Below are 18,849 nucleotides of genomic sequence, written 5' to 3'. Positions count from 1 at the left end.
CGCCATGTCATGGCAGAGGCCCGCCGCCATTGCAAAGCATTTTGAGATGTGCGTATCATTTCGATATGGACGTCTCACAGCCCGACGAGCAGCAGGTTTCCGAGCCGAAAGGCGCCAGGGCGCGCACCCGTAAACTCATGCTCGAAACCGCCATCGCGCTGATGCAGCAGGGCCAGACGCCCTCGGTCAGCGATGTCGCCGAAGCCGCAGAGGTGTCGCGCGCCACGGCCTATCGCTATTTCCCCAGCCAGGCGGCTTTGGTCCACGCCGTAGTCGATGAGGGGCTGGGGCCGATCCTCAACTGGCAGAGCGCCAGCGACGATCCCGAGACCCGCGTCCTCGACCTCCTGGCGCTCACTATGCCGCGGGTTGCGGAATTCGAGGCGACCTTCAAGGCGGCGCTCAAGTTGTCGCTCGAGCAGTGGGCGCAGCGTCGTGCCGGCACCCTTGGGGCCGAGCCGCCATTCAAGCGCGGCCATCGCGTCGAGCTGTTGCAAATGGCGATAGCGCCACTCAAGAATAAATTGCCCGAGGCCAAGTTCCAACGACTCGCAAAGGCGCTGTCATTGGTCTACGGTCTGGAAGTTCTTATTGTTCTCAAAGACTTGTGGGGGCTTGAGTTCGAAGAAACTACCGAGGTCGCGACCTGGGCGGCCGCCGCGCTAGTTCGTGCCGCGGTCGCGGAGTCCGCCGCCTGATCCGGCATGGGAAACTATTTTCCTAAACTGGGCCTCGACTTGCATAAATGCTAGCATGTTAGCTTGACGAGGCTGGCAAAACGTTGAATTTGTAGTTCTGACGCACGTCGATCAAGGAGGAGGATCAAGTGCGACGGGCGCTGAGGGGCGCCGCAGCCGGTGACCGCGGGAGGCCTTGGGAGAGGTCGCTGCTGCTGGTCCCGGCGATGAGGGACATTGTTTCCCGCACGTCGCGAGAGAACGACCGGCCGCCGAAGCTTGGGAGAGCTTTTGGCCGGTTCGCTGCTGTGAAGGCCCCCGGCAAGGAGGAGGGGCTTCGGCTGGTGCCGCATCTGCCGGCCGTCGGAAGCGCTAGAGGGAGGACCATAATGCGCACTGCTACCAAGGGCATGCTGGCCGGTTTGGGCCTGATGCTTGCGTCGAGCACGTCTGTGCTTGCGCAGGAACTGACGATACTCTGGGCCGAATGGGATCCGGCCAACTACCTGCAGGAACTGGTCAATGCCTACCAGGCAGAGACCGGCGTCACCGTCACCGTCGAGACTGTGCCGTGGCCCGATTTCCAGACCAAGGCGTTCACCGAATTCAACGCCCAGGGTTCCGCCTATGACCTCGTCGTTGGCGACAGCCAGTGGCTGGGTGCCGGCTCGACCGGCGGCCACTATGTCGACCTCACCGAGTTCGTCAAAACTCACAACCTCACTACCACAATGGCTCCGGCCACCATGCAGTTCTACTCGGAGTACCCGGGTGGCTCGGGTACCTACTGGTCGGTGCCGCTCGAAGGCGACGCCGTTGGCTGGGCCTATCGCAAGGATTGGTTCGAAGATCCGACCGAGATGGCGAACTTCAAAGCCAAGTACGGCTACGATCTCGGCGTGCCGAAGGACCTCAAGCAACTCGTCGATATCGCCGAGTTCTTCCACCGTCCGGCCGAAAATCGCTACGGCGCTGCCGTCTATACGCAGGTCCCGGGCGACGCCATCACCATGGGTGCCGAGACATTCATCTTCTCGTATGGCGGATCGCTCGGTGACTACGCCAACTACAAGGTCACAGGTCTGCTGAACTCGAAGGAGTCGGCCGAGGGCCTCGAGGACTACAAGAAGCTCTATACCTACGGCCCTCCGGGCTGGGGCAACGCCTTCTTTGCCGAAGTGAACACGGCAATCGCGCAGGGCCAGGTAGCGATGGGGATGAACTTCTTCGCGTTCTTCCCGTCGCTGCTCAATGAGGCGACCAATCCGCAGGCCAAGAATATGGGTTTCTTTGCGAACCCGCCCGGCCCGCGTGGTGACGACTTCGCCGCTCTGGGCGGCCAGGGGATTTCGCTGGTCTCCTACAGCCAGAACAAGGACGAGGCGATGAAGTTCCTCGAGTGGCTGGTCAAGGACGAGACCCAGAAGAAGTGGGCCGAACTGGGCGGTTATACCGCTGCTGCGGCCATCCTCGAGTCGGACGAGTTCCAGAACGCGACGCCTTACAACAAGGCGTTCTTCGAGACCATGTTCAAGGTTCGTGACTTCTGGGCACTGCCCGAATACGCCGAGCTGCTCGACGAGGGCCAGCAGGGCTTCTACGACTATGTCGTGAACGGCAATGGCACCGCTCAGGAGGCGCTCGACAAGCTCGCCGCGACCTGGGTCGAAAGCCTCAAGGCTGCCGGCTACCCGGCCGAGTAACCCAACGACTGCGACCCGGGGAGGGGAGAACCTCCTCTCCGGGCCAATTTCTAATCGGGGGATCATGCATTGACGACCATGATGACGACGCTCAGCCCGACTTCGCGAGCGGCTACGCGTGGCTGGAGCGACATCACCATCAGGAACCTTTTCGTCATCCCGACGGTCGCGTTCCTCATCATTTTCAACGTCTTCCCGCTGCTCTATTCGCTGGGCTTCTCGTTCACCGATTTCCGTGCATCGAGTAAAGACGCCGCCAATTTCGTCGGCCTCCAGAACTACGCCGACATCCTGGCCGATCCGGTGATCTGGCGGAGCTTCGCCACTACGCTCTGGTATGTCATCGTCTCGGTGAGCGGCCAGTTCGTCGTCGGCTTCGGGCTGGCGCTGCTGCTCAATCGGCCGATCCCCGGCAAGGGGCTGCTGACCACTCTGCTGCTCTTGCCCATGATGCTCTCGCCGGTCGTGGTGGGGCTGTTCTGGAAGCTCATTTACGATCCGTCCTGGGGTATCCTGAACTACGCGCTGGGCCTGGGCAAAACCGCCTGGCTCACCGACGCGAACCTTGCGCTTTACGCTGTCGCCATCACCGATATCTGGATGTGGTCGCCCTTCGTCATGCTGCTCTCGCTCGCTGGTCTCAGCGCGGTGCCCAAGCATCTTTACGAAGCCGCCTCGATCGACCGCGCCAGCAAGCTCTACACCTTCTTTCGGGTCACGCTCCCACTGGTCGCGCCGATCCTGCTGATCGCCGTCATCTTCCGCACCATGGAGGCGTTCAAGACCTTCGACATCGCCTTCGTGATGACCGGCCAGCCGCAGGCGGAACTGATCTCGTCGCGCCTCTACAAGATGGCGTTCGCGCAGTGGCAGACGGGGCCGGCCTCGGCGCTCGCCTACATCGTGCTGATCATGGTGCTGTGCATTACCAACATCTACGTGAAGTACCTCAACAAGGCCAAGGAGCGCTAGAATGGCTGTCGTTTCAACGCGCTCCGGACGACTGGGCAACCGCATTGCGATCGCTGTCGTGATCGTCGTCACGCTGATCTTCCTGTCCCCGATCTACTGGATCACGACGACGGCCTTCAAGCCGCTCGTGCAGGCCACGTCGGTGCCGCCCTCGGTGCTCTTCGAGCCCCAGATCACGCCTTTCGTGAAGCTCTTCACCAAGCGGGCCCAATTGACCGCGCCCGTCGCACCCGAGGTCTATGAGGCGGCGCCCTGGTGGGAGCGGCTGGTTCTCGACGGCGGCGAACGTCTCGCCCGCGACGGTAAGGGCGACGTCGTCTTTTCCGCCTATCCGGATCGATTCATCAACTCGCTGATCATCGCCATAACCTCGACCATCCTTGCGGTGTCGATGGGCACGATCACCGCCTATGGCTTCTCGCGCTTCCGGGTGAAGGGCGAGGCCGACCTCCTGTTCTTCATCCTCTCGACGCGCATGCTGCCACCCATCGTGGTCGCTATCCCGATGTTCCTGATGTATCGAGCGGTCGGTCTCAACGACACCCATGTCGGACTGATCATTCTCTATACCGCGTTCAACGTGTCGTTTGCGGTCTGGCTGATGAAGGGGTTCATGGACGAGATCCCCAAGGAGTATGAAGAGGCTGCTCTGGTCGACGGCTACACGCGCATGCAGGCTTTCTTCAAGATCGTCCTGCCCGAGGCCGCCACGGGCATCGCTGCCACCGCAGTATTCTGCTTCATCACGGCCTGGAACGAGTACGCTTTCGCGCTCATCCTCACCAATCGCCGGGCGCAGACGGCGCCTCCCTTCATTCCCAGCCAGATCGGCACGGGTCTGCAGGACTGGACCGTCATCGCTGCCGGTACGGTGCTGTTCCTGATCCCGGTCGCGATCTTCACCTTCCTCCTGCGCAACCACTTGCTGCGCGGCATGAGCTTCGGAGCGATCCGCAAATGACGCCTGAAGAAACCAAGGCTGAGCGCGACAAGAAGCAGGCGTTTCGACGCTTCAACGCCCGTATCCTTGAACCCGGTTCGATGGCCTTCATGCTGCTGGGGATACTGTTCCTGTGCCAGCCCTGGGTCGAATTCCTCCACCAGTACTCCGTCCTCGTCATGCTGATCGGCCTCATCGGCTTCAACGTCGCCGTACATATCCCGCCCCCGGACGGTCCCGAGCCTGACGCGGACGATACGGGCCCGGTCTCCATCTCGGCCGCGGTCAAGGGGCACCCACATGGCTGAGATTGAACTTCGCCATATCGACAAGCATTTCGGACCGGTTCACGTCATTCGCGATGTCAACCTCACCGTCAAGGATCGCGAGTTCGTCGTCTTCCTTGGTCCCTCAGGCTGCGGCAAGACCACGACGCTGCGCGCCATCGCCGGGCTTGAGGAAATCGACTCGGGCGATATCCTGCTCGACGGCAAGCCGATCCAGAACCTCAGCGCCGCTGATCGCGACATCGCCTTCGTGTTCCAGAACTATGCGCTCTATCCGCATTTCACCGTCTATGAGAACCTCGCTTTCCCGCTGCGCGCCGTCGGCACCAGCAAGGACGAGGTCGATCGAACCGTGCGCTCGGTTGGCAAGTCTCTAGGCATCGGCCACATGCTCAATGCACGTCCTTCGTCGCTGTCGGGCGGCGACATGCAGCGCGTCGCCATCGGCCGCGCCCTGGTGCGCCGGCCCAAGGCCTTGCTGCTCGACGAGCCGATCGGTTCGCTCGATGCCAAGCTGCGCGAGACCATGCGTGTCGAACTCAAGCGCCTGCATTTCGAGAACGGCTCCACATCCATCTACGTGACCCACGACCAGGTCGAGGCCATGTCGCTCGCCGACCGCATCGTCGTGATGAATGAGGGCGTCCTGCAGCAGGTCGGCACCCCGACCGAGGTCTATCTGTATCCGGCCAATCTGTTCGTGGCGCAGTTCATCGGCTCACCCATCATGAACATTTCCGCCACCAGGATCAGCGAGGCCGATGGCACCGCCCGGATCGCTCTCGACAGCGCCAGCTTCGAGTTGCCGCGCGAGCTGCTCGGCATGCTGCAGCAGAAAAAGGCCGGCACCGATCTCTCACTCGGCGTGCGCCCCGAGGGTGTGCTGCTCAGCCACGACAGCAGGGCGGGTTACCAGCCGGCTGAGGCTCACATCATCCAGCCCTTCGGCAGCTTCGACATCGTCGATCTCAAGCTCGGCGAAAAAACCCTGCGTGCCCGCACCGCGTCGGGCTTCGTGACCAAGGCCGGCACCCAGGTCTGGGCTCGGATCGACCCGTCGCAGGCGCATTTCTTCGATACCAAATCGGGCGCCTCGCTCGACATCCGGCTGGCGCGTGACGAGGAAAGGTCGCGAGACGTTCCTACGCCGATCACCCGACAAAACGTGGAGCTCTAGGCGACCGACATGGCCCGTATCCGTCTCGACAAAGTCTCCAAGCGGTTCGGCGTGCATACTGCCGTCTCGGACCTCAGCATCGATGTGGCCGATGGTGAATTCTTCGTCCTGCTCGGCCCCACCGGCGCCGGCAAGACCACGACCCTGCGCATGATCGCCGGGCTCGAGAAGCCCAGTGCCGGCAGCATCTACATCGACGACGAGAACGTCGATGCCTGGGGCCCCGCCGAGCGCGACGTCGCCCTCGTCCTGCAGCAATACTCGCTCTATCCGCGTCTCTCCGTACGCGAAAACCTGGCCTTCCCGCTGCGCTCGAACGTGCGCAAGATGAGCCAGCCCGACATCGACAAGCGCATCGACTATGCCTCGAAGACGCTGCGTATCACGCACCTGCTCGATCGTAAGACGGACCGTCTGAGTGGCGGTGAAATGCAGCGCGTCTCCATCGGCCGCGCCATCGTGCGCGAACCCAAGGTCTTCCTGATGGACGAGCCGCTCTCGGCGCTCGACGCCAAGCTGCGCGAGGCCCTGCGCTCCGAGCTCAAGGACCTGCAGATGCGGCTCGGCGCCACGTTCATCTTCGTCACCCACGACCAGGTCGAGGCGATGACCATGGGCGACCGCATCGCAGTGCTCAACAAGGGCAGGATCGTCCAGGTCGGTACGCCACGCGACGTCTACACCAACCCGCGCGACACGTTCGTTGCGAGCTTCGTCGGCTCGCCCGCCATCAACCTGTTGCCCGGCAGCCTTGCCGGTGACGTGGCAAGCGTCGCCCAGGCTTTTGAGATGCCGATCACCCGCAGCGCCGCGGTTGAGGGGCCGGTGACCTTCGGCATCCGGCCGGAAGACGTCGAGGTCACCGCCGGCGCCCCGAACGAGGCGCGCATCCACGACGTCGAAAACCATGGCATCGAAAAGATCGTCACCTTGCGCGTCGGCGAAAACCTGATGCGCGCAGCCGTGCCGGCCCGTGTCGAGGTCAAGGTCGAGGAAGCCGTGCGCTTCAGCTGGAACCCCGACAAGGTGATGCTGTTCGACGCCAAAACCGGCCTGAACCTCAGGGGGCAGGCGGCCTGATTTGTTTTGAGACTTTAGACCCCAGGGGAGGGGGACCATGGCATCCAACAACTACCCGAAGCTCCACAACGCCACCTGGCCCGGCGTGGTCGGCAAGGGCGCTCCCGGCGCCGAGCCGATTATCTCCCTCGATACGCTGCTGCAGCTCACGGCCAATGCCGAGGTCGATGGCCAGAAGTTTGACGGCGTCGATCTGTGGCTCGCCGATCCCCACATTTCCATCGATAGCTCGAAGGACGATGTGAAACGCATGGCCGACCACATCGCGAGCTTCGGCCTCAAGGTCGGTAGCTTCGTTGCCCCAATCTGGGGTGGCGCCGGTGGCGGCTCCGCCATGGGCGACGCCGATGAGGTCAAGCGCTTCCTCACCCAGGTCGAGAAGGCCTGTCGCATCGGCCAGCAGATGCGCGAGCTCGGCATCCGCCCTACCGGCGGCGTCCGCATCGACAGCTCCACCGGCGTCGAGGCCTGGGACACCGACCCCACGGGGAACACCAGGAAGATCGCCGATACCTTCCGCGAGGCCGGCCGCATCGCCCAGCACTATGGCGAGTACATCGTCGCCGAAGGCGAGATCTGCTGGGGCGGCATGCATTCCTGGCGTGAGAACGTAAAGCTGCTCGAGCTGGTCAACATGCCCGGCGTCGTTGGCTACCAGGCCGACATGGCGCACTCGATGCTGTTCGTCCTCGGCGCCAATGCCGAGAAAGACCGTATCCTGCCCAAGGATTTCGAGTGGAGCGACAAGGCGGCGCTCGATGCCGCCTATCATAAGGTCGCCGACGCACTCCGCCCCTGGACGCTGGATTTCCACGTCGCCCAGAATGACGGCACCACTTTCGGTTCCGGCGACCACGAAAAGACCGGGCGCCACTGCCAGATCGACGACCCCAATGGCCGGCTCGATGTGGTGAAGCACGCCGGCTACTGGCTGCGCGACGACAAGGGCGAGCTGACCAGGAAAATGCGTCACATCTGCTGGGACGGCTGCATGTTCCCCAACGCCGTCATGGAGCAGCAGGAAACCTGGAACAAGGTCCTCGGCGCCATGCTCAAAGTCCGCGAAGCCCACGGCTGGCGGGAATAGGCGTCATGGGGAAGAGGCGTTGCACTTTCCCCACCTACCGGGTCATCCCCGCGAAAGCGGGGATCTCCGTTTGCGATCTCTCGGCGTGCGCCCAAACGGAGGTTCCCGCTTTCGCGGGAATGACTCCGTGGGTAGCCGCGAACTAGGAACACTCCAATGACCAAACAACTCAATGTCGGCATGGTCGGCTACGGCTTCATGGCCCGCTGCCATTCGCACGCCTGGGCCTCCGTCAGCCATTTCTTCGATACCGGCTATCATCCGGTACTGAAGGCGGTGGCGGCGCGCAATGACAGCAAGGTGCGCCGCTTCGCCGAGCAGTGGGGCTATGAGAGTATCGAGCATGATTGGCGCGCCCTGATCGAGCGCAAGGATATCGACGCCATCGATATCTGCGTGCCCAACGACCTTCACGCCGAAATCGCCATCGCCGCGGCTCAGGCCGGCAAGATGGTGCTGACCGAAAAGCCGCTGGCCCGCACCGCGGCCGAGGGCCAGCCGATGGTCGATGCGGTCGAGAAGGCCGGCGTTCCCAACCTCGTCTGGTACAATTATCGCCGCGTCCCGGCCGTCACGCTGATCAAGCAGCTGGTCGACGAGGGCAAGCTCGGCCGCATCTTCCACTACCGCGCCAAGTTCCTGCAGGATTGGACCATTTCGCCCGATGTGCCGCAGGGCGGGCAGGGCACCTGGCGCCTCGATGTCGATGCCGCCGGCTCCGGCGTCACCGGCGACCTCCTGGCGCATTGCCTCGACAGCGCGCTGTGGATCAACGGCGATATCTCCTCGCTCACCGCCATGACCGAGACCTTCGTCAAGGAGCGCACCCACGCCGAAACCGGCAAGAAGCAGACCGTCGGCATCGATGACGCGGCGGCGGTGCTGACCCGCTTCAGCAATGGTGCGCTCGGCACGTTCGAGTCGACCCGCTACGCCCGTGGCCACAAGGCCGCCTATACACTCGAGATCAACGGCGAGAAGGGCTCGCTCGCCTGGGACCTGCACGACATGAACCGGGTGCAGTGGTTCGATCATTCCACCGAGGGCCGGCTGCGCGGCTGGACCAACATCCTCGTCACCGACGGCGACCACCCTTATCTCGGCAAGTGGTGGGTGCCCGGCCTGGTCATCGGCTTCGAGCACAGCTTCACCCACACCGCTGCCGATTTCCTCGAGGGCCTCAAAACCGGCAAACCGGCCGCCCCGACGTTCCGTGACGCGCTGGCGACCAACAAGCTCTGCGACGCGATCATCAGCTCGGGTAAGTCGGGCAGCTGGGTCAACTTGTAGCGCCAAGCAAACGGAACTAACCAATGAAACTCGGCTTCAATCTCCTGCTCTGGACCACCCACGTCACCGACGAACACTGGCCGATCATCGAGCGCCTCAAGGCCGTGGGCTATGACGGCGTCGAGGTCCCGATGTTCGAGGGGACGCCCGATCATTACGAAAAGCTTGGTCGCCGCTTGCGCGATATCGGGCTGGGCGCCACCGGCATCGGCGTCATGCCCGGCGGCGGCAAGTCTGCCGTCTCCCCCGAACTGAGGGAACGCGCCGCCGCCCTCAGCCACCTGCAATGGCTGACCGATTGCACCGCGGCGCTCGGCGGCACCCTTGCCGCCGGCCCGTTCCACCAGCCGCTCGGTGAGTTCACCGGCCGCGGCGCGACAGCTGACGAGAAATCCCGGGTCCGCGACATCCACAAACAGGCGGCGCAATATGCGGCGAAACAGGGCGTCGCCCTCTCGGTCGAGCCGCTCAACCGCTTCGAGTGCTATTTCCTCAACTCGGCCACCCAGGCCGCCGAACTGGTGCAGGCCGTCGACGAACCGAACTACGGCTATCTCTACGACACCTTCCACTTCAACATCGAAGAGAACTCGATCACATCAGTGATCCCGGCCACCATCAAGCAAATCAACCACGTCCACATTTCGGAGAATAACCGCGGCGTCCCCGGCGCCGGGCACATCGATTTCCAGTCGGTGTTCAACGCCCTGAAGCGGGCCGGTTACGACGGCTGGCTCACTATCGAAGCCTTCGGTTCGGCCCTGCCGGACCTCGCCGCCGCCACCAAGATCTGGCGTCCGCTGTTCACCTCGGAAGCCGAGGTCTACGAGCAGGGTTACAAGCTGATGCGGGACGGCTGGGACCGGGCGCGCTGATCGCCTGAACGCGCCGTTCAGCGCCACGACATCGGCCGCGGCGCACCCTCAAGCCCGACGCGCAACCCGCGCGGGCTCCAATGAGGGACATCGATCATGAAAACGCTTCTTGTTCTTGTTGCTGTACTTGGGCTCACCACGGCAGTCGGTGCTGCCGACAATGTCTACCAGACCTCGAAAACCCTGAGTCTGGGCCAATACGGCGCCAACTGCGCCAGCATGGGCGGCACCTACGAGTCGCACGACGACAATACCGGGACCTGCTCGAAATCGGGCGGTTACAACGTCACCTGCTCGCGCGACGAAGGCATCACCACCTGCGTCGGCTACGACCCGAAGCGACCCAAGGCGCCGCAATAGATTTCGGCCGGCGAGTCTCGTAAGAAGCTTGCGTGAACGCGGCGCTCCCCGTCCCGCGTCGAGCGCGAGGAGGAGTGCCGCGTGACCAAGATTGTGCTGCTGTCCGGATCCTATACCGGTCCCAACGGCGAAGGCCTGAAGCTGCTGAGCTTCGACACCACCAGCGGCGATATCGAGCTGGTTCGCAGCTTCCCCGGCACGCCAGACGTCTCGTGGATTGCCTTCGCGCCGACGACGCGCACCGTCTACGTCACCGACGAAATGGCCGAGAAGGCCGGCGCCTTCACACTGGCCGACGACAACAGCAGCGTCACCGCGCTCGGCTACCAGTCGACCGGCGCCAAATACCCCTGCTACCTCCGCATCAGCCCCAAGGGCACCAAGCTCGCCGTCGCCAACTATGGCGATGACTCCACTCCGGTGTTCTCGATCGATGCGGCGACCGGTGCGCTGAAATCCGACCCCACCGTACTGCGCAGCGCCCACGCCCATGACAAGGGCCACTCCCATTGGACCCAGTGGTCCCCCGAGGCCGACCGGCTCTACATGGTCGATCTCGGCCATGACGAAGTGCGCAGCGTTCGCTACGAAGCCGGCAGTTTCGTCGGCGGCCCCGAGACGGCGTTCGCAACGCCCAAGGGCGCCGGTCCGCGCCACCTGGCGTTCCACCCCAACGGCAAGTTCGCCTACCTGTTCACCGAATATGCCGAGACGGTCACCGCGCTCGCCCGCGAACCGGGCGGCAAGCTCGCCGAGCTCAACACCCTCTCGGCGCTTCCCGCCGACTTCAAGGGCACCTCGACCGGCGCCCACATCCAGATCAACGCCGCCGGCACCGTGCTCTATGTTTCGAACCGCGGCCACAACTCGATCACCGCCTTCGCCATCGCCGCCGATGGCCGGATCAGCTTGAAGCAGAACATTTCGTGCGGCGGCAACTGGCCCCGTTTCTTCCTGCTGCTCGACAAGCACCTGATCGTCGCCAACCAGGAGAGCGAAGACCTGGTGGTCTTCGACGTCGCCGCCGACGGCACCCTGAGCGCTACCGGCAAGCTGTTCAAACTGCAGAAGCCAGTCGCCCTGCTGCAGATCTAAGCCGCCGGCCTCTCGGTGATCCTCCCCCGCGTGGCGGGGGAGGGGGAACACGCGTAGCGTGGTGGAGGGGGCCGTCTGCTTCAGCGGACCATCGGCTACCGCACCTTGTGCTGCATCTCGGGCAAGAACACCGTCAGCAGCCCGGCCAGTGGCATGAACGAGCAGAGCCAGAACACGTACTGGATGCCGGTCACGTCGGCCAAGGCACCGAGCGCCGCGGCGGCGATGCCGCCGGCGCCGAAGGCGAAGCCGAAGAAGATCCCGGCGATCATTCCGACCCGGCCTGGCAGCAGCTCCTGCGCGAACACCACGATGGCCGAGAACGCCGACGAGAAGATCAGCCCGATCAGCACCGTCAGGATCACCGTCCAGGTGAGGTCGGCATAGGGCAGGGCCAGGGTGAACGGCAGCACGCCGAGGATCGAGAACCAGATCACGAACTTGGCGCCGAAGCGGTCGCCGATCGGCCCACCGAGGAACACCCCGACCGCCGAAGCGCCGAGATAGACGAACAGCAGCAGCTGCGCGTCCTGCACGCCGACCTGGAACTTGTCGATCAGGAAGAACGTGTAATAGCTCGAGAGCCCCGCCATGTAGGCGTTCTTGGTCAGTGTCAGCACCGTCAGCACGGTGAGCGCAATCGCGGTGGTGCGCTTGTCGAACAGCAGCGCCGTGCTCACCGGCGCCTTGCCGGCATTGGCCTTGCGATGCGCCGCGTACCACATGCCGACCCGGGTCAGGATGAAGATGCCGACCAGCGAGCCAGCCGCGAACCAGGCAACGCTCGATTGGCCGCGCGGCAAGACGATGAATGCCGCCAGCAATGGCCCGATCGCCGAGCCGACATTGCCGCCCACCTGGAACAGCGATTGTGCGAGGCCATGCCTTCCGCCCGAGGCCAGCCGCGCTACCCGCGAACTCTCAGGATGGAAGATCGCCGAGCCCAGCCCGACAAAAGCCGAGCCGACCAGCAGCAGCCAGTAGCTCTGCGCAAAGCCCAGGATCAGCAGCCCGATCAGGCTCGAGGCCATGCCGACCGGCAGCGAGAAGGGCAGGGGGCGCTTATCGGTATACATGCCGATCGCCGGCTGCAGCAGCGACGCCGTGCACTGGAAGGTCAGCGTCAGCAGCCCGATCTGCACATAGTCGAGCCCATAGCTCTCCTTGAGGATCGGATAGATCGCCGACAGCAGCGATTGCATGGTGTCGTTGATCAGGTGGCAGACCGACACTGCGATGATGATCGAGAGCGTGGTCTTGCTGGCGACGGAAGTCGCCGGTGCCGAAGCTGTGGCCGTCAATTTGGGAATCCGGGAATGCTGGAGGGATCAGCGGGTGCCGATCAGAAACGAATACTTGTCCCTAACATGTCAGATGCCCCGAGTCGTTAGCACTCAAGCGATTTTCCGTTCGGTTGGATAGCGAACAACGGAAGCAGACGGCCCCCTCCCATCCTCCCCCATGAAGGGGGAGGTGCCCCGCCGGTTCATGGGGCACGATCGAAGACAGAGCCTCGACTCTTCACCTCCCCCTTCATGGGGGAGGCCGGGAGGGGGCCGTCTCTATCAGTCAGGCCGCCACCCCCTGAACCACTCGCAGAACGCCCGCACGCCATCCTCCACCGGTGTCTGCGGCACCGCACCCACCAGTGCTCGCAGCAGCATCACGTCTGCCGCCGTCTCGGTCACATCCCCGGGCTGCATCGGCAGCAGCTCTTTCTTCGCCTCACGCCCCATGGCTGTCTCGATCGCCGTGACGAACCGCATGAGTTCCACCGGTCGTCCGCCGGCAATGTTCACCACCCGCCAGGGTGCCACCGGCGACAGGGAGTCCGCCGGCGACACCGGCTCCCCCTGCACCGGCGCCTTGCCGATCAGCCGGTCGATCGCCGCGACCACATCGTCGACATAGGTGAAGTCCCGCCGCATCCGGCCTTCGCCGAAAATGCTGATCGGCTCGCCTGCCGCGATCGCCTCGGCGAACCTGAACAGCGCCATGTCCGGCCGGCCCCACGGCCCGTAGACGGTGAAGAACCTGAGGCAGGTGATCGGCACGCCGAACAGGTGGGCGTAGGAATGGCTCATCGCCTCCGTCGCCTTCTTGGTCGCTGCGTAGAGCGATACCGGCCGGTCGGTCATGTCCGTCTCGCGCGACTGCTGGCCCTTTGCCATGCCGTAAACCGAGCTCGATGAGGCGATCAGCAGGTGCTTCGGCGGCGTTCGGCGCGCCGCTTCGAGGATGGCGAGCGTTCCCGTCACGTTGCTGTCGGTATAGCTGAACGGCGCCTCGAGGCTGTAGCGCACCCCGGCCTGCGCCGCGAGATGCACCACCACCTCCGGCGCCTCGGAGAACGCCGCATCGATCGCCGCCTCGTCCTCCAGCCGCCCGGTCACCCCCAGAAACCGCCCGTTGGCCTCCAGCATTGCCTGCCGCTGCTGTTTGAGTCGCACGTCGTAATAGGGCGTCAGCGCGTCGAGCCCGATCACTTCGTGCCCCTCGGCGAGCAGCCGCTGACTCAGGTGATAGCCGATAAATCCGGCGCTGCCGGTAACCAGAACGCGCACCCCGTCCCCCCAAACCGTCTGCGGCACAACGCTTTTTAGCTACCGCACGGTCGAATCTACGCGTCCTCGAACGACAATGCCAAGAACCGTTTGACGCCCCGACCGGCCCCTCCGAATGCGCCCTCTTGAAGATTCTGCTTGCGCCTCCGATTTGGTGTGCTACATAACTAGCACACTACCAAGGCATGACGCATGAGCCAGTTCAACGACAGCCAGCCGATCTTCGTACAGATTGGCGAAAGGATTGCCGACATGATCCTGAGCAGGACCACCAAGGAGGGCGAGGCGCTGCCTTCAGTGCGCCAGATCTCCGCCGACCTCTCGGTCAATCCGTTGACCGTTACCCGTGCCTACCAGTCGCTCGTCGATATCGGTGTCGTCGAGTCGCGCCGCGGCATGGGCATGTTCGTGGCCGAAGGCGGCCACCAGCGGCTGCTCGCTCACGAGCGCCAGAAATTTCTGACCGAGGAGTGGCCGCGCGTCATGGCGCGCCTCGCTGCCCTCGATCTCGATCCCACACAGTTGTTGAAGCAAGGCGGTAAAGATGAATGATCTGGCTCAAACCACAGCTGCTCCGATCGTCTCGGCGCGTGGCCTCAAGAAGCACTTCGGTCGCACCGAAATCCTCCACGGGCTCGATTTCGACATCCCCGCCGGCCGCATCTACGGCCTTGTCGGCCACAATGGCGCTGGCAAGACCACCACGCTGAACGCGCTGCTCGGTCTCACCTCTTACGAGGGCACCGTGCGCGTCCTCGGCGAGGATCCGTACCAGAAGCGCGCTTCGCTGATGCAGAACGTCGCCTTCATCTCCGATGTCGCGAGCCTGCCGCGGTTTCTGCGGGTGCGTGAGCTGTTCGCGCTGCTCACCAACATCCACCCCAACTTCGATCAGGCGAAGGCCCGCGGCTTCCTCGAGGGCACCGACGTCAAGATGGACGCCCGGATCAAGAACCTGAGTAAGGGCATGATCGCCCAGCTCCACCTCGCGGTGGTGATGGCGATCGATGCCAAGCTCCTGGTCCTCGACGAGCCGACCCTCGGCCTCGACATCACCTATCGCAAGCGCTTCTACCGGCGCCTGCTCGAGGATTACATGACCGAGGAGCGCACGCTGCTGATCACCACCCACCAGGTGGATGAGATAGAGTTCATGCTCTCTGACATCATGTTCATCCGCGATGGTGAGCTGATCCTCCACATGCAGATGGAGACGGTCTCCTCGAAGTTCAGCCAGGTGCTGGTTCGCCCCGATCAGGTCGCCGCTGCCACCGCGCTCGGCCCGATCTACAGCGAGACCCGCTTCGGCCAGACCGCCATGGTCTTCGATGGCGTCGATCGCGATCGCCTCGCCCCGTTCGGCGAGGTCACCACTCCCACTCTCAGCGACCTGTTCGTCGCCCTCATGCAGCGCGGTCCCGCCAAATGAAGTCTCTCGTTGCCCTTATCAAGCGCGAGTATCTCGAGCATCGGGGAGCGTTCCTCTACGCCCCCGGCGTGATCCTCGGCATCATGACGCTGGTGCTGGTGTTCGGCATCGCCTCGAACCGTTTCCAGATGCACCAGGAAATCGGCGTCCCCTCGGCGCTGAAATTCTTCGAGTTCGGCTTCCTCGCGGTGGCCGCCCTGTGGAGCATGTACCTGCTGGCGGCGCTGTTCTTCTACTATGCCGATGCCTTCAGTGCCGATCGGCGCAACAACGCCATGTTGTTCTGGAAGTCGATGCCGGTCAGCGATTTCAAGGTGCTGGCCTCCAAGTCCCTCGCCGGCATGACCATCCTGCCGGCGCTGATCTTCGCCGCCTACCTCATCACCGGCGTTCTCATCTACGTGGTCACCATGATCACCGCGATGATGCTGCCGCGCCTCGGCGTGCCCGGGATCTTCGAGTTTCTCTCCTCGGGCTTCCAGATCGCCGCCTTCGCGTTCGTCTGCCTCGTGACGGCGTTGCTCTGGTACGCGCCGTTCTTCGCCTGGGTTGGCGCGCTCTCGACCGTGTTCCGTCGCTGGTCGATACCGCTCGCCTTCCTCATCCCGGGGCTGGTCGGGCTCGCCGAGAACCTGATCTTCAACGACACCGGGCCGCGCGCCGGCTACGTCCTCAACTACCTCAACGAGCGGCTGAAGTTCGGCGCCGACAACCTGCACCTCGAACGCGAGATCTTCGCCGATGCCCAGTTCAACGCCATGGCGATGATCCCGCGCTTCCTTGCCACGGTCGACTGGGCGCAACTTGTCGGCGGCCTGATCGTCGCCGCCCTGCTCGTCTACGCCGCCAGCGAATACCGCCGCCGCATCGTCGCCACCTGACCTCGGCGCCGTCGGCAGCAGTACGGCCACCACTCCCTCCCCACCATCCATCCCCAAACGGGGATGGGGGTGGTGGTCGTTTTCTTATCCTCCCCCGCGGGGCGGGGGAGGGGGACCACCCGTAGGGTGGTGGAGGGGGCAACCCAACCCTCAGTTGTACCTAATCTACTGTCCTCGACATCCATTCACGCATATCTGTATCGACTGTCCGCCCGCGCGACACCATTGGCTTGCCCCTCGGCCTCCGCCATATCAGGGTCAACCTAACGCCCGTCGCGAGACCCCATCATGATCACTGTCGAATCCCAGGCCGCGGTCCGCTCCGCCCCGACACTGCCGCTCACCACCCATCTCGGCGCCGTTCGCATCGGCGTCACCGATCGAGATAAGGCGCTCGCCGTCTGGCGCGATGTCGTCGGCCTCGAGCTCATCTCCGAGGATGCCGAAGCGCTGCATCTGGGCGCCGGCGGCCGCGAGCTGATCACCCTCGAACTTGGCGCCACGGGCCCGTTCCCCGATCGCTCGCTCGGCCTCTACCATGTCGCCGTGCATGTCCCGACCCGCAAGGCGCTGGCCGAAATGGTGGTGCGGGCCCTGATGCGCCGCGTGCGCATTTCGCCCACCGATCACCTCGTCTCCGAGGCGATCTACCTGTGGGACGACGACAATAATGGCATCGAGATCACCTTCGAAACGCCGTGGCGCGGTACCGTCGGCGACGGCGAGGACGGCTTCTACGTCAAGACCGTCGATGGTTCGCCCCACTCGGGCCGCGAGGCCATCGATGTCGATGACCTCCTCGCCGAGCTCGACGACGTCAACGCCGTGCCGGCGCTGATGCCCGCGGGCACGCGTATCGGCCACATCCACCTGCATGTGCACGATCTCGAACAGGCCATGCGCTACTACCGCGACGGCCTCGGCTTCGGCGGCCTGTTCATCATGCGCCGCTTCGGCATGGGCGATCTCGGCCTCGACTACCCGCCGCACACCATCGCCTTCAACATCTGGTCCGGCCCGAACGCCGCCCAGGCGCCGAAGGGTGCGGCAGGCCTCCGCTGGTTCCACGTCGCAGTGCCGGATCAGGCGGCGCTCGATGCAGTGAAGGCTCGGCTCGCGGCAATCGACGCGGGCTATGCGGAGACCAACGAGGGGATCGAGAGCAGGGACCCGGCCGGCAATCTGGTGAAGGTGGTGGTGGGCTGATCCTCCGCCGGCGCAACCTGCCCCCCACCCTTGATCCCTCCCCGCAAGGGGGAGGGAGACGCAGACTGAGGTGCTAGTGAGAGGGTCTCCCTCCCCCTTGCGGGGAGGGGACAGGGGTGGGGGTCGGCACGCACCGGCCCCGCAACAGTCAACCCTTGAGCACCCCCAAAAACCCCGCCACATCGGCCTCGGTCGTTGCCCAGCTGGTCACCAGCCGCACCAGCGTTTCGTCTGCCGCGAGCCCGTCGGCCGGCCACTCATGCGCTGCGCCGCCGGCGGCCCGCAGCCGCGCCAGCGCCGCCCTGGGGATCACCGCGAACACCTCGTTCGCCGTGTTCTCCCAGCCGAGCCGCGCCATGCTGCTGGCCCGGATCCCGGCGCGCAGCCGGTCCGACATGGCGTTGGCGTGCCCGGCCCGACGCAACCAGTTGCCGTCCTCGAGATAGCCCTCGAACTGCGCCGCGACAAACCGCGCCTTGGAGAACGTGTGTCCGGCCCGCTGCCGCCGTGCTTCGAAGTCCCCGAGCAGCCCCGGGGTAAACACCACGATCGCCTCGGCCGCCCAGCAGCCGTTCTTGGTTGCCCCGAACGACAGGAAGTCCACGCCGGCCTTCCAGGTCAGCTCGGCCGGCGCCACGCCCAGCGCCGCCACAGCATTGCCGAACCGCGCTCCATCCATGTGCACCTTCAGCCCGCCGTCACGCGCGATTGTCGCCAGCTCGGCCACCTGCGCCACCGAGTACACGGTGCCCCATTCCGTCGCATTGGTGAGGCTCAGCGCCACCGGCACGCTGCGCCCGCCCACCGGGTGCTTGCCGAGCGCCGTTGCCAAGGCGCCTGCATCGATCAGCCCGAGCGGGCTCTGCACCGGTACCAGCTTCATGCCGCCCGACTGGAACTCCGTCGCGCCGCTTTCGTCGGTATGCACATGCGCGTCCTCGCCGCAGAACACCACGCCGCCCGGCCGGCTCAGTGCCGCGAGCCCCAGCGAGTTCGATGCCGTTCCGGTCGCCGTGAACCACACCTCCACCTGACGTTCGAACAACTCCGAGAACCGCTGCGCTACGCTGAGGCTCAGCGGATCCCCGCCATAGGCCGGCGAATAGCCGCCATTGTGCCGCACCAGCGCCGCCATCACCTCAGGCGTCGCCCCGGCCCAGTTATCGCTCGCAAAATTCACGCTGAAATACCCCGTCGAAATTGGAGCTACGCTCCTAGCACGCCCC

The 18,849-nt window shown here is 64.3% G+C and carries 19 protein-coding genes; 16 read left to right on the top strand and 3 right to left on the bottom strand.

Translation table 11 applies throughout. The annotated features are described in order from the left end of the window. Window positions 1–65 precede the first annotated feature (65 nt). The 12 genes from ASC89_RS24055 to ASC89_RS24000 all read left to right on the top strand — a co-directional run bounded on the left by ASC89_RS24055 (window position 66) and on the right by ASC89_RS24000 (window position 11,543). A complete protein-coding gene (locus ASC89_RS24055) occupies window positions 66–698 on the top strand; it encodes a TetR/AcrR family transcriptional regulator (RefSeq protein WP_055887937.1) in 633 nt (210 codons plus the stop codon). A 368-nt stretch (window positions 699–1,066) separates the two neighbouring features. Continuing rightward, window positions 1,067–2,380 carry an ABC transporter substrate-binding protein gene (locus tag ASC89_RS24050; RefSeq protein WP_055887935.1) on the top strand — a complete coding sequence of 438 codons (1,314 nt, stop codon included), beginning with the start codon at window positions 1,067–1,069 and terminating at the stop codon, window positions 2,378–2,380. Between the two features lie 81 nt (window positions 2,381–2,461). Further along, window positions 2,462–3,352 (top strand): carbohydrate ABC transporter permease, encoded by an 891-nt coding sequence (locus tag ASC89_RS24045; protein WP_055888021.1) that lies wholly within the window; start codon window positions 2,462–2,464, stop codon window positions 3,350–3,352. Between the two features lies 1 nt (window position 3,353). Next, window positions 3,354–4,313 carry a carbohydrate ABC transporter permease gene (locus ASC89_RS24040; RefSeq protein ID WP_055887932.1) on the top strand — a complete coding sequence of 320 codons (960 nt, stop codon included), beginning with the start codon at window positions 3,354–3,356 and terminating at the stop codon, window positions 4,311–4,313. Further along, window positions 4,310–4,600 carry a hypothetical protein gene (locus ASC89_RS24035; protein ID WP_156384756.1) on the top strand — a complete coding sequence of 97 codons (291 nt, stop codon included), beginning with the start codon at window positions 4,310–4,312 and terminating at the stop codon, window positions 4,598–4,600. Before ASC89_RS24040 ends, ASC89_RS24035 begins: the two co-directional genes overlap by 4 nt. Continuing rightward, window positions 4,593–5,756, top strand: coding sequence for an ABC transporter ATP-binding protein (locus tag ASC89_RS24030; protein ID WP_082533563.1), 1,164 nt, complete (start codon window positions 4,593–4,595; stop codon window positions 5,754–5,756). The genes ASC89_RS24035 and ASC89_RS24030 overlap by 8 nt, the downstream gene beginning before the upstream one ends. Before the next feature lie 9 nt (window positions 5,757–5,765). Then, window positions 5,766–6,836 (top strand): ABC transporter ATP-binding protein, encoded by a 1,071-nt coding sequence (locus ASC89_RS24025; RefSeq protein WP_056002731.1) that lies wholly within the window; start codon window positions 5,766–5,768, stop codon window positions 6,834–6,836. A gap of 37 nt (window positions 6,837–6,873) precedes the next feature. Next, window positions 6,874–7,923, top strand: coding sequence for a TIM barrel protein (locus ASC89_RS24020; protein ID WP_056002728.1), 1,050 nt, complete (start codon window positions 6,874–6,876; stop codon window positions 7,921–7,923). 156 nt (window positions 7,924–8,079) lie between these two features. Next, a complete protein-coding gene (locus ASC89_RS24015) occupies window positions 8,080–9,213 on the top strand; it encodes a Gfo/Idh/MocA family protein (RefSeq protein ID WP_056002725.1) in 1,134 nt (377 codons plus the stop codon). Window positions 9,214–9,236: 23 nt separating this feature from the next. Continuing rightward, a complete protein-coding gene (locus ASC89_RS24010) occupies window positions 9,237–10,088 on the top strand; it encodes a sugar phosphate isomerase/epimerase (protein WP_056002722.1) in 852 nt (283 codons plus the stop codon). Window positions 10,089–10,184: 96 nt separating this feature from the next. After that, the gene (locus ASC89_RS24005) at window positions 10,185–10,448 is read left to right on the top strand and encodes a hypothetical protein (RefSeq protein ID WP_056002719.1); all 264 of its coding nucleotides are present in this window, start codon (window positions 10,185–10,187) and stop codon (window positions 10,446–10,448) included. 81 nt (window positions 10,449–10,529) lie between these two features. After that, window positions 10,530–11,543 carry a lactonase family protein gene (locus ASC89_RS24000; RefSeq protein ID WP_055887916.1) on the top strand — a complete coding sequence of 338 codons (1,014 nt, stop codon included), beginning with the start codon at window positions 10,530–10,532 and terminating at the stop codon, window positions 11,541–11,543. 95 nt (window positions 11,544–11,638) lie between these two features. Here the strand turns inward: ASC89_RS24000 and ASC89_RS23995 are convergent, their stop codons facing one another. Together ASC89_RS23995 and ASC89_RS23990 are read right to left on the bottom strand one after the other, a co-directional pair. Next, window positions 11,639–12,844 (bottom strand): MFS transporter, encoded by a 1,206-nt coding sequence (locus ASC89_RS23995; protein WP_056002717.1) that lies wholly within the window; start codon window positions 12,842–12,844, stop codon window positions 11,639–11,641. Window positions 12,845–13,108: 264 nt separating this feature from the next. Further along, window positions 13,109–14,107 carry an NAD-dependent epimerase/dehydratase family protein gene (locus tag ASC89_RS23990; RefSeq protein ID WP_056002713.1) on the bottom strand — a complete coding sequence of 333 codons (999 nt, stop codon included), beginning with the start codon at window positions 14,105–14,107 and terminating at the stop codon, window positions 13,109–13,111. Between the two features lie 192 nt (window positions 14,108–14,299). On the opposite strand from ASC89_RS23990, the gene ASC89_RS23985 reads away from it, so the two are divergent. The 4 genes from ASC89_RS23985 to ASC89_RS23970 all read left to right on the top strand — a co-directional run bounded on the left by ASC89_RS23985 (window position 14,300) and on the right by ASC89_RS23970 (window position 17,623). Further along, on the top strand, window positions 14,300–14,659 hold the full coding sequence (locus tag ASC89_RS23985; protein WP_055887910.1) for a GntR family transcriptional regulator: 360 nt from the start codon (window positions 14,300–14,302) through the stop codon (window positions 14,657–14,659). Further along, on the top strand, window positions 14,652–15,536 hold the full coding sequence (locus ASC89_RS23980; RefSeq protein WP_055887907.1) for an ABC transporter ATP-binding protein: 885 nt from the start codon (window positions 14,652–14,654) through the stop codon (window positions 15,534–15,536). The genes ASC89_RS23985 and ASC89_RS23980 overlap by 8 nt, the downstream gene beginning before the upstream one ends. Further along, window positions 15,533–16,417 (top strand): hypothetical protein, encoded by an 885-nt coding sequence (locus ASC89_RS29025; protein ID WP_056002710.1) that lies wholly within the window; start codon window positions 15,533–15,535, stop codon window positions 16,415–16,417. Before ASC89_RS23980 ends, ASC89_RS29025 begins: the two co-directional genes overlap by 4 nt. Window positions 16,418–16,705: 288 nt before the next feature. Beyond that, complete coding sequence (locus ASC89_RS23970) at window positions 16,706–17,623, top strand: VOC family protein (protein WP_056002707.1); 918 nt, start codon at window positions 16,706–16,708, stop codon at window positions 17,621–17,623. 148 nt (window positions 17,624–17,771) lie between these two features. On the opposite strand, the gene ASC89_RS23965 is transcribed toward ASC89_RS23970, so the two are convergent. Further along, window positions 17,772–18,803, bottom strand: a complete 1,032-nt coding sequence (locus tag ASC89_RS23965; RefSeq protein WP_056002704.1) for a low specificity L-threonine aldolase — start codon at window positions 18,801–18,803, stop codon at window positions 17,772–17,774. Window positions 18,804–18,849 lie beyond the last annotated feature (46 nt).

The sequence above is a fragment of the Devosia sp. Root413D1 genome, from assembly GCF_001425235.1.
GTDB lineage: Bacteria > Pseudomonadota > Alphaproteobacteria > Rhizobiales > Devosiaceae > Devosia_A.
The sequence above is the reverse complement of the archived record's forward strand: the minus strand, read 5'-3'. Positions and strand labels throughout refer to the sequence as shown.

Coding starts and splice junctions, on each gene's coding strand:
- ASC89_RS24055 (WP_055887937.1), top strand. CDS start 66: ATGGACGTCTCACAGCCCGACGAGCAGCAGGTTTCCGAGCCGAAAGGC.
- ASC89_RS24040 (WP_055887932.1), top strand. CDS start 3,354: ATGGCTGTCGTTTCAACGCGCTCCGGACGACTGGGCAACCGCATTGCG.
- ASC89_RS24015 (WP_056002725.1), top strand. CDS start 8,080: ATGACCAAACAACTCAATGTCGGCATGGTCGGCTACGGCTTCATGGCC.
- ASC89_RS24030 (WP_082533563.1), top strand. CDS start 4,593: ATGGCTGAGATTGAACTTCGCCATATCGACAAGCATTTCGGACCGGTT.
- ASC89_RS23980 (WP_055887907.1), top strand. CDS start 14,652: ATGAATGATCTGGCTCAAACCACAGCTGCTCCGATCGTCTCGGCGCGT.
- ASC89_RS23970 (WP_056002707.1), top strand. CDS start 16,706: ATGATCACTGTCGAATCCCAGGCCGCGGTCCGCTCCGCCCCGACACTG.
- ASC89_RS24045 (WP_055888021.1), top strand. CDS start 2,462: ATGACGACGCTCAGCCCGACTTCGCGAGCGGCTACGCGTGGCTGGAGC.
- ASC89_RS24035 (WP_156384756.1), top strand. CDS start 4,310: ATGACGCCTGAAGAAACCAAGGCTGAGCGCGACAAGAAGCAGGCGTTT.
- ASC89_RS24025 (WP_056002731.1), top strand. CDS start 5,766: ATGGCCCGTATCCGTCTCGACAAAGTCTCCAAGCGGTTCGGCGTGCAT.
- ASC89_RS24010 (WP_056002722.1), top strand. CDS start 9,237: ATGAAACTCGGCTTCAATCTCCTGCTCTGGACCACCCACGTCACCGAC.
- ASC89_RS24005 (WP_056002719.1), top strand. CDS start 10,185: ATGAAAACGCTTCTTGTTCTTGTTGCTGTACTTGGGCTCACCACGGCA.
- ASC89_RS29025 (WP_056002710.1), top strand. CDS start 15,533: ATGAAGTCTCTCGTTGCCCTTATCAAGCGCGAGTATCTCGAGCATCGG.
- ASC89_RS23985 (WP_055887910.1), top strand. CDS start 14,300: ATGAGCCAGTTCAACGACAGCCAGCCGATCTTCGTACAGATTGGCGAA.
- ASC89_RS24050 (WP_055887935.1), top strand. CDS start 1,067: ATGCGCACTGCTACCAAGGGCATGCTGGCCGGTTTGGGCCTGATGCTT.
- ASC89_RS24020 (WP_056002728.1), top strand. CDS start 6,874: ATGGCATCCAACAACTACCCGAAGCTCCACAACGCCACCTGGCCCGGC.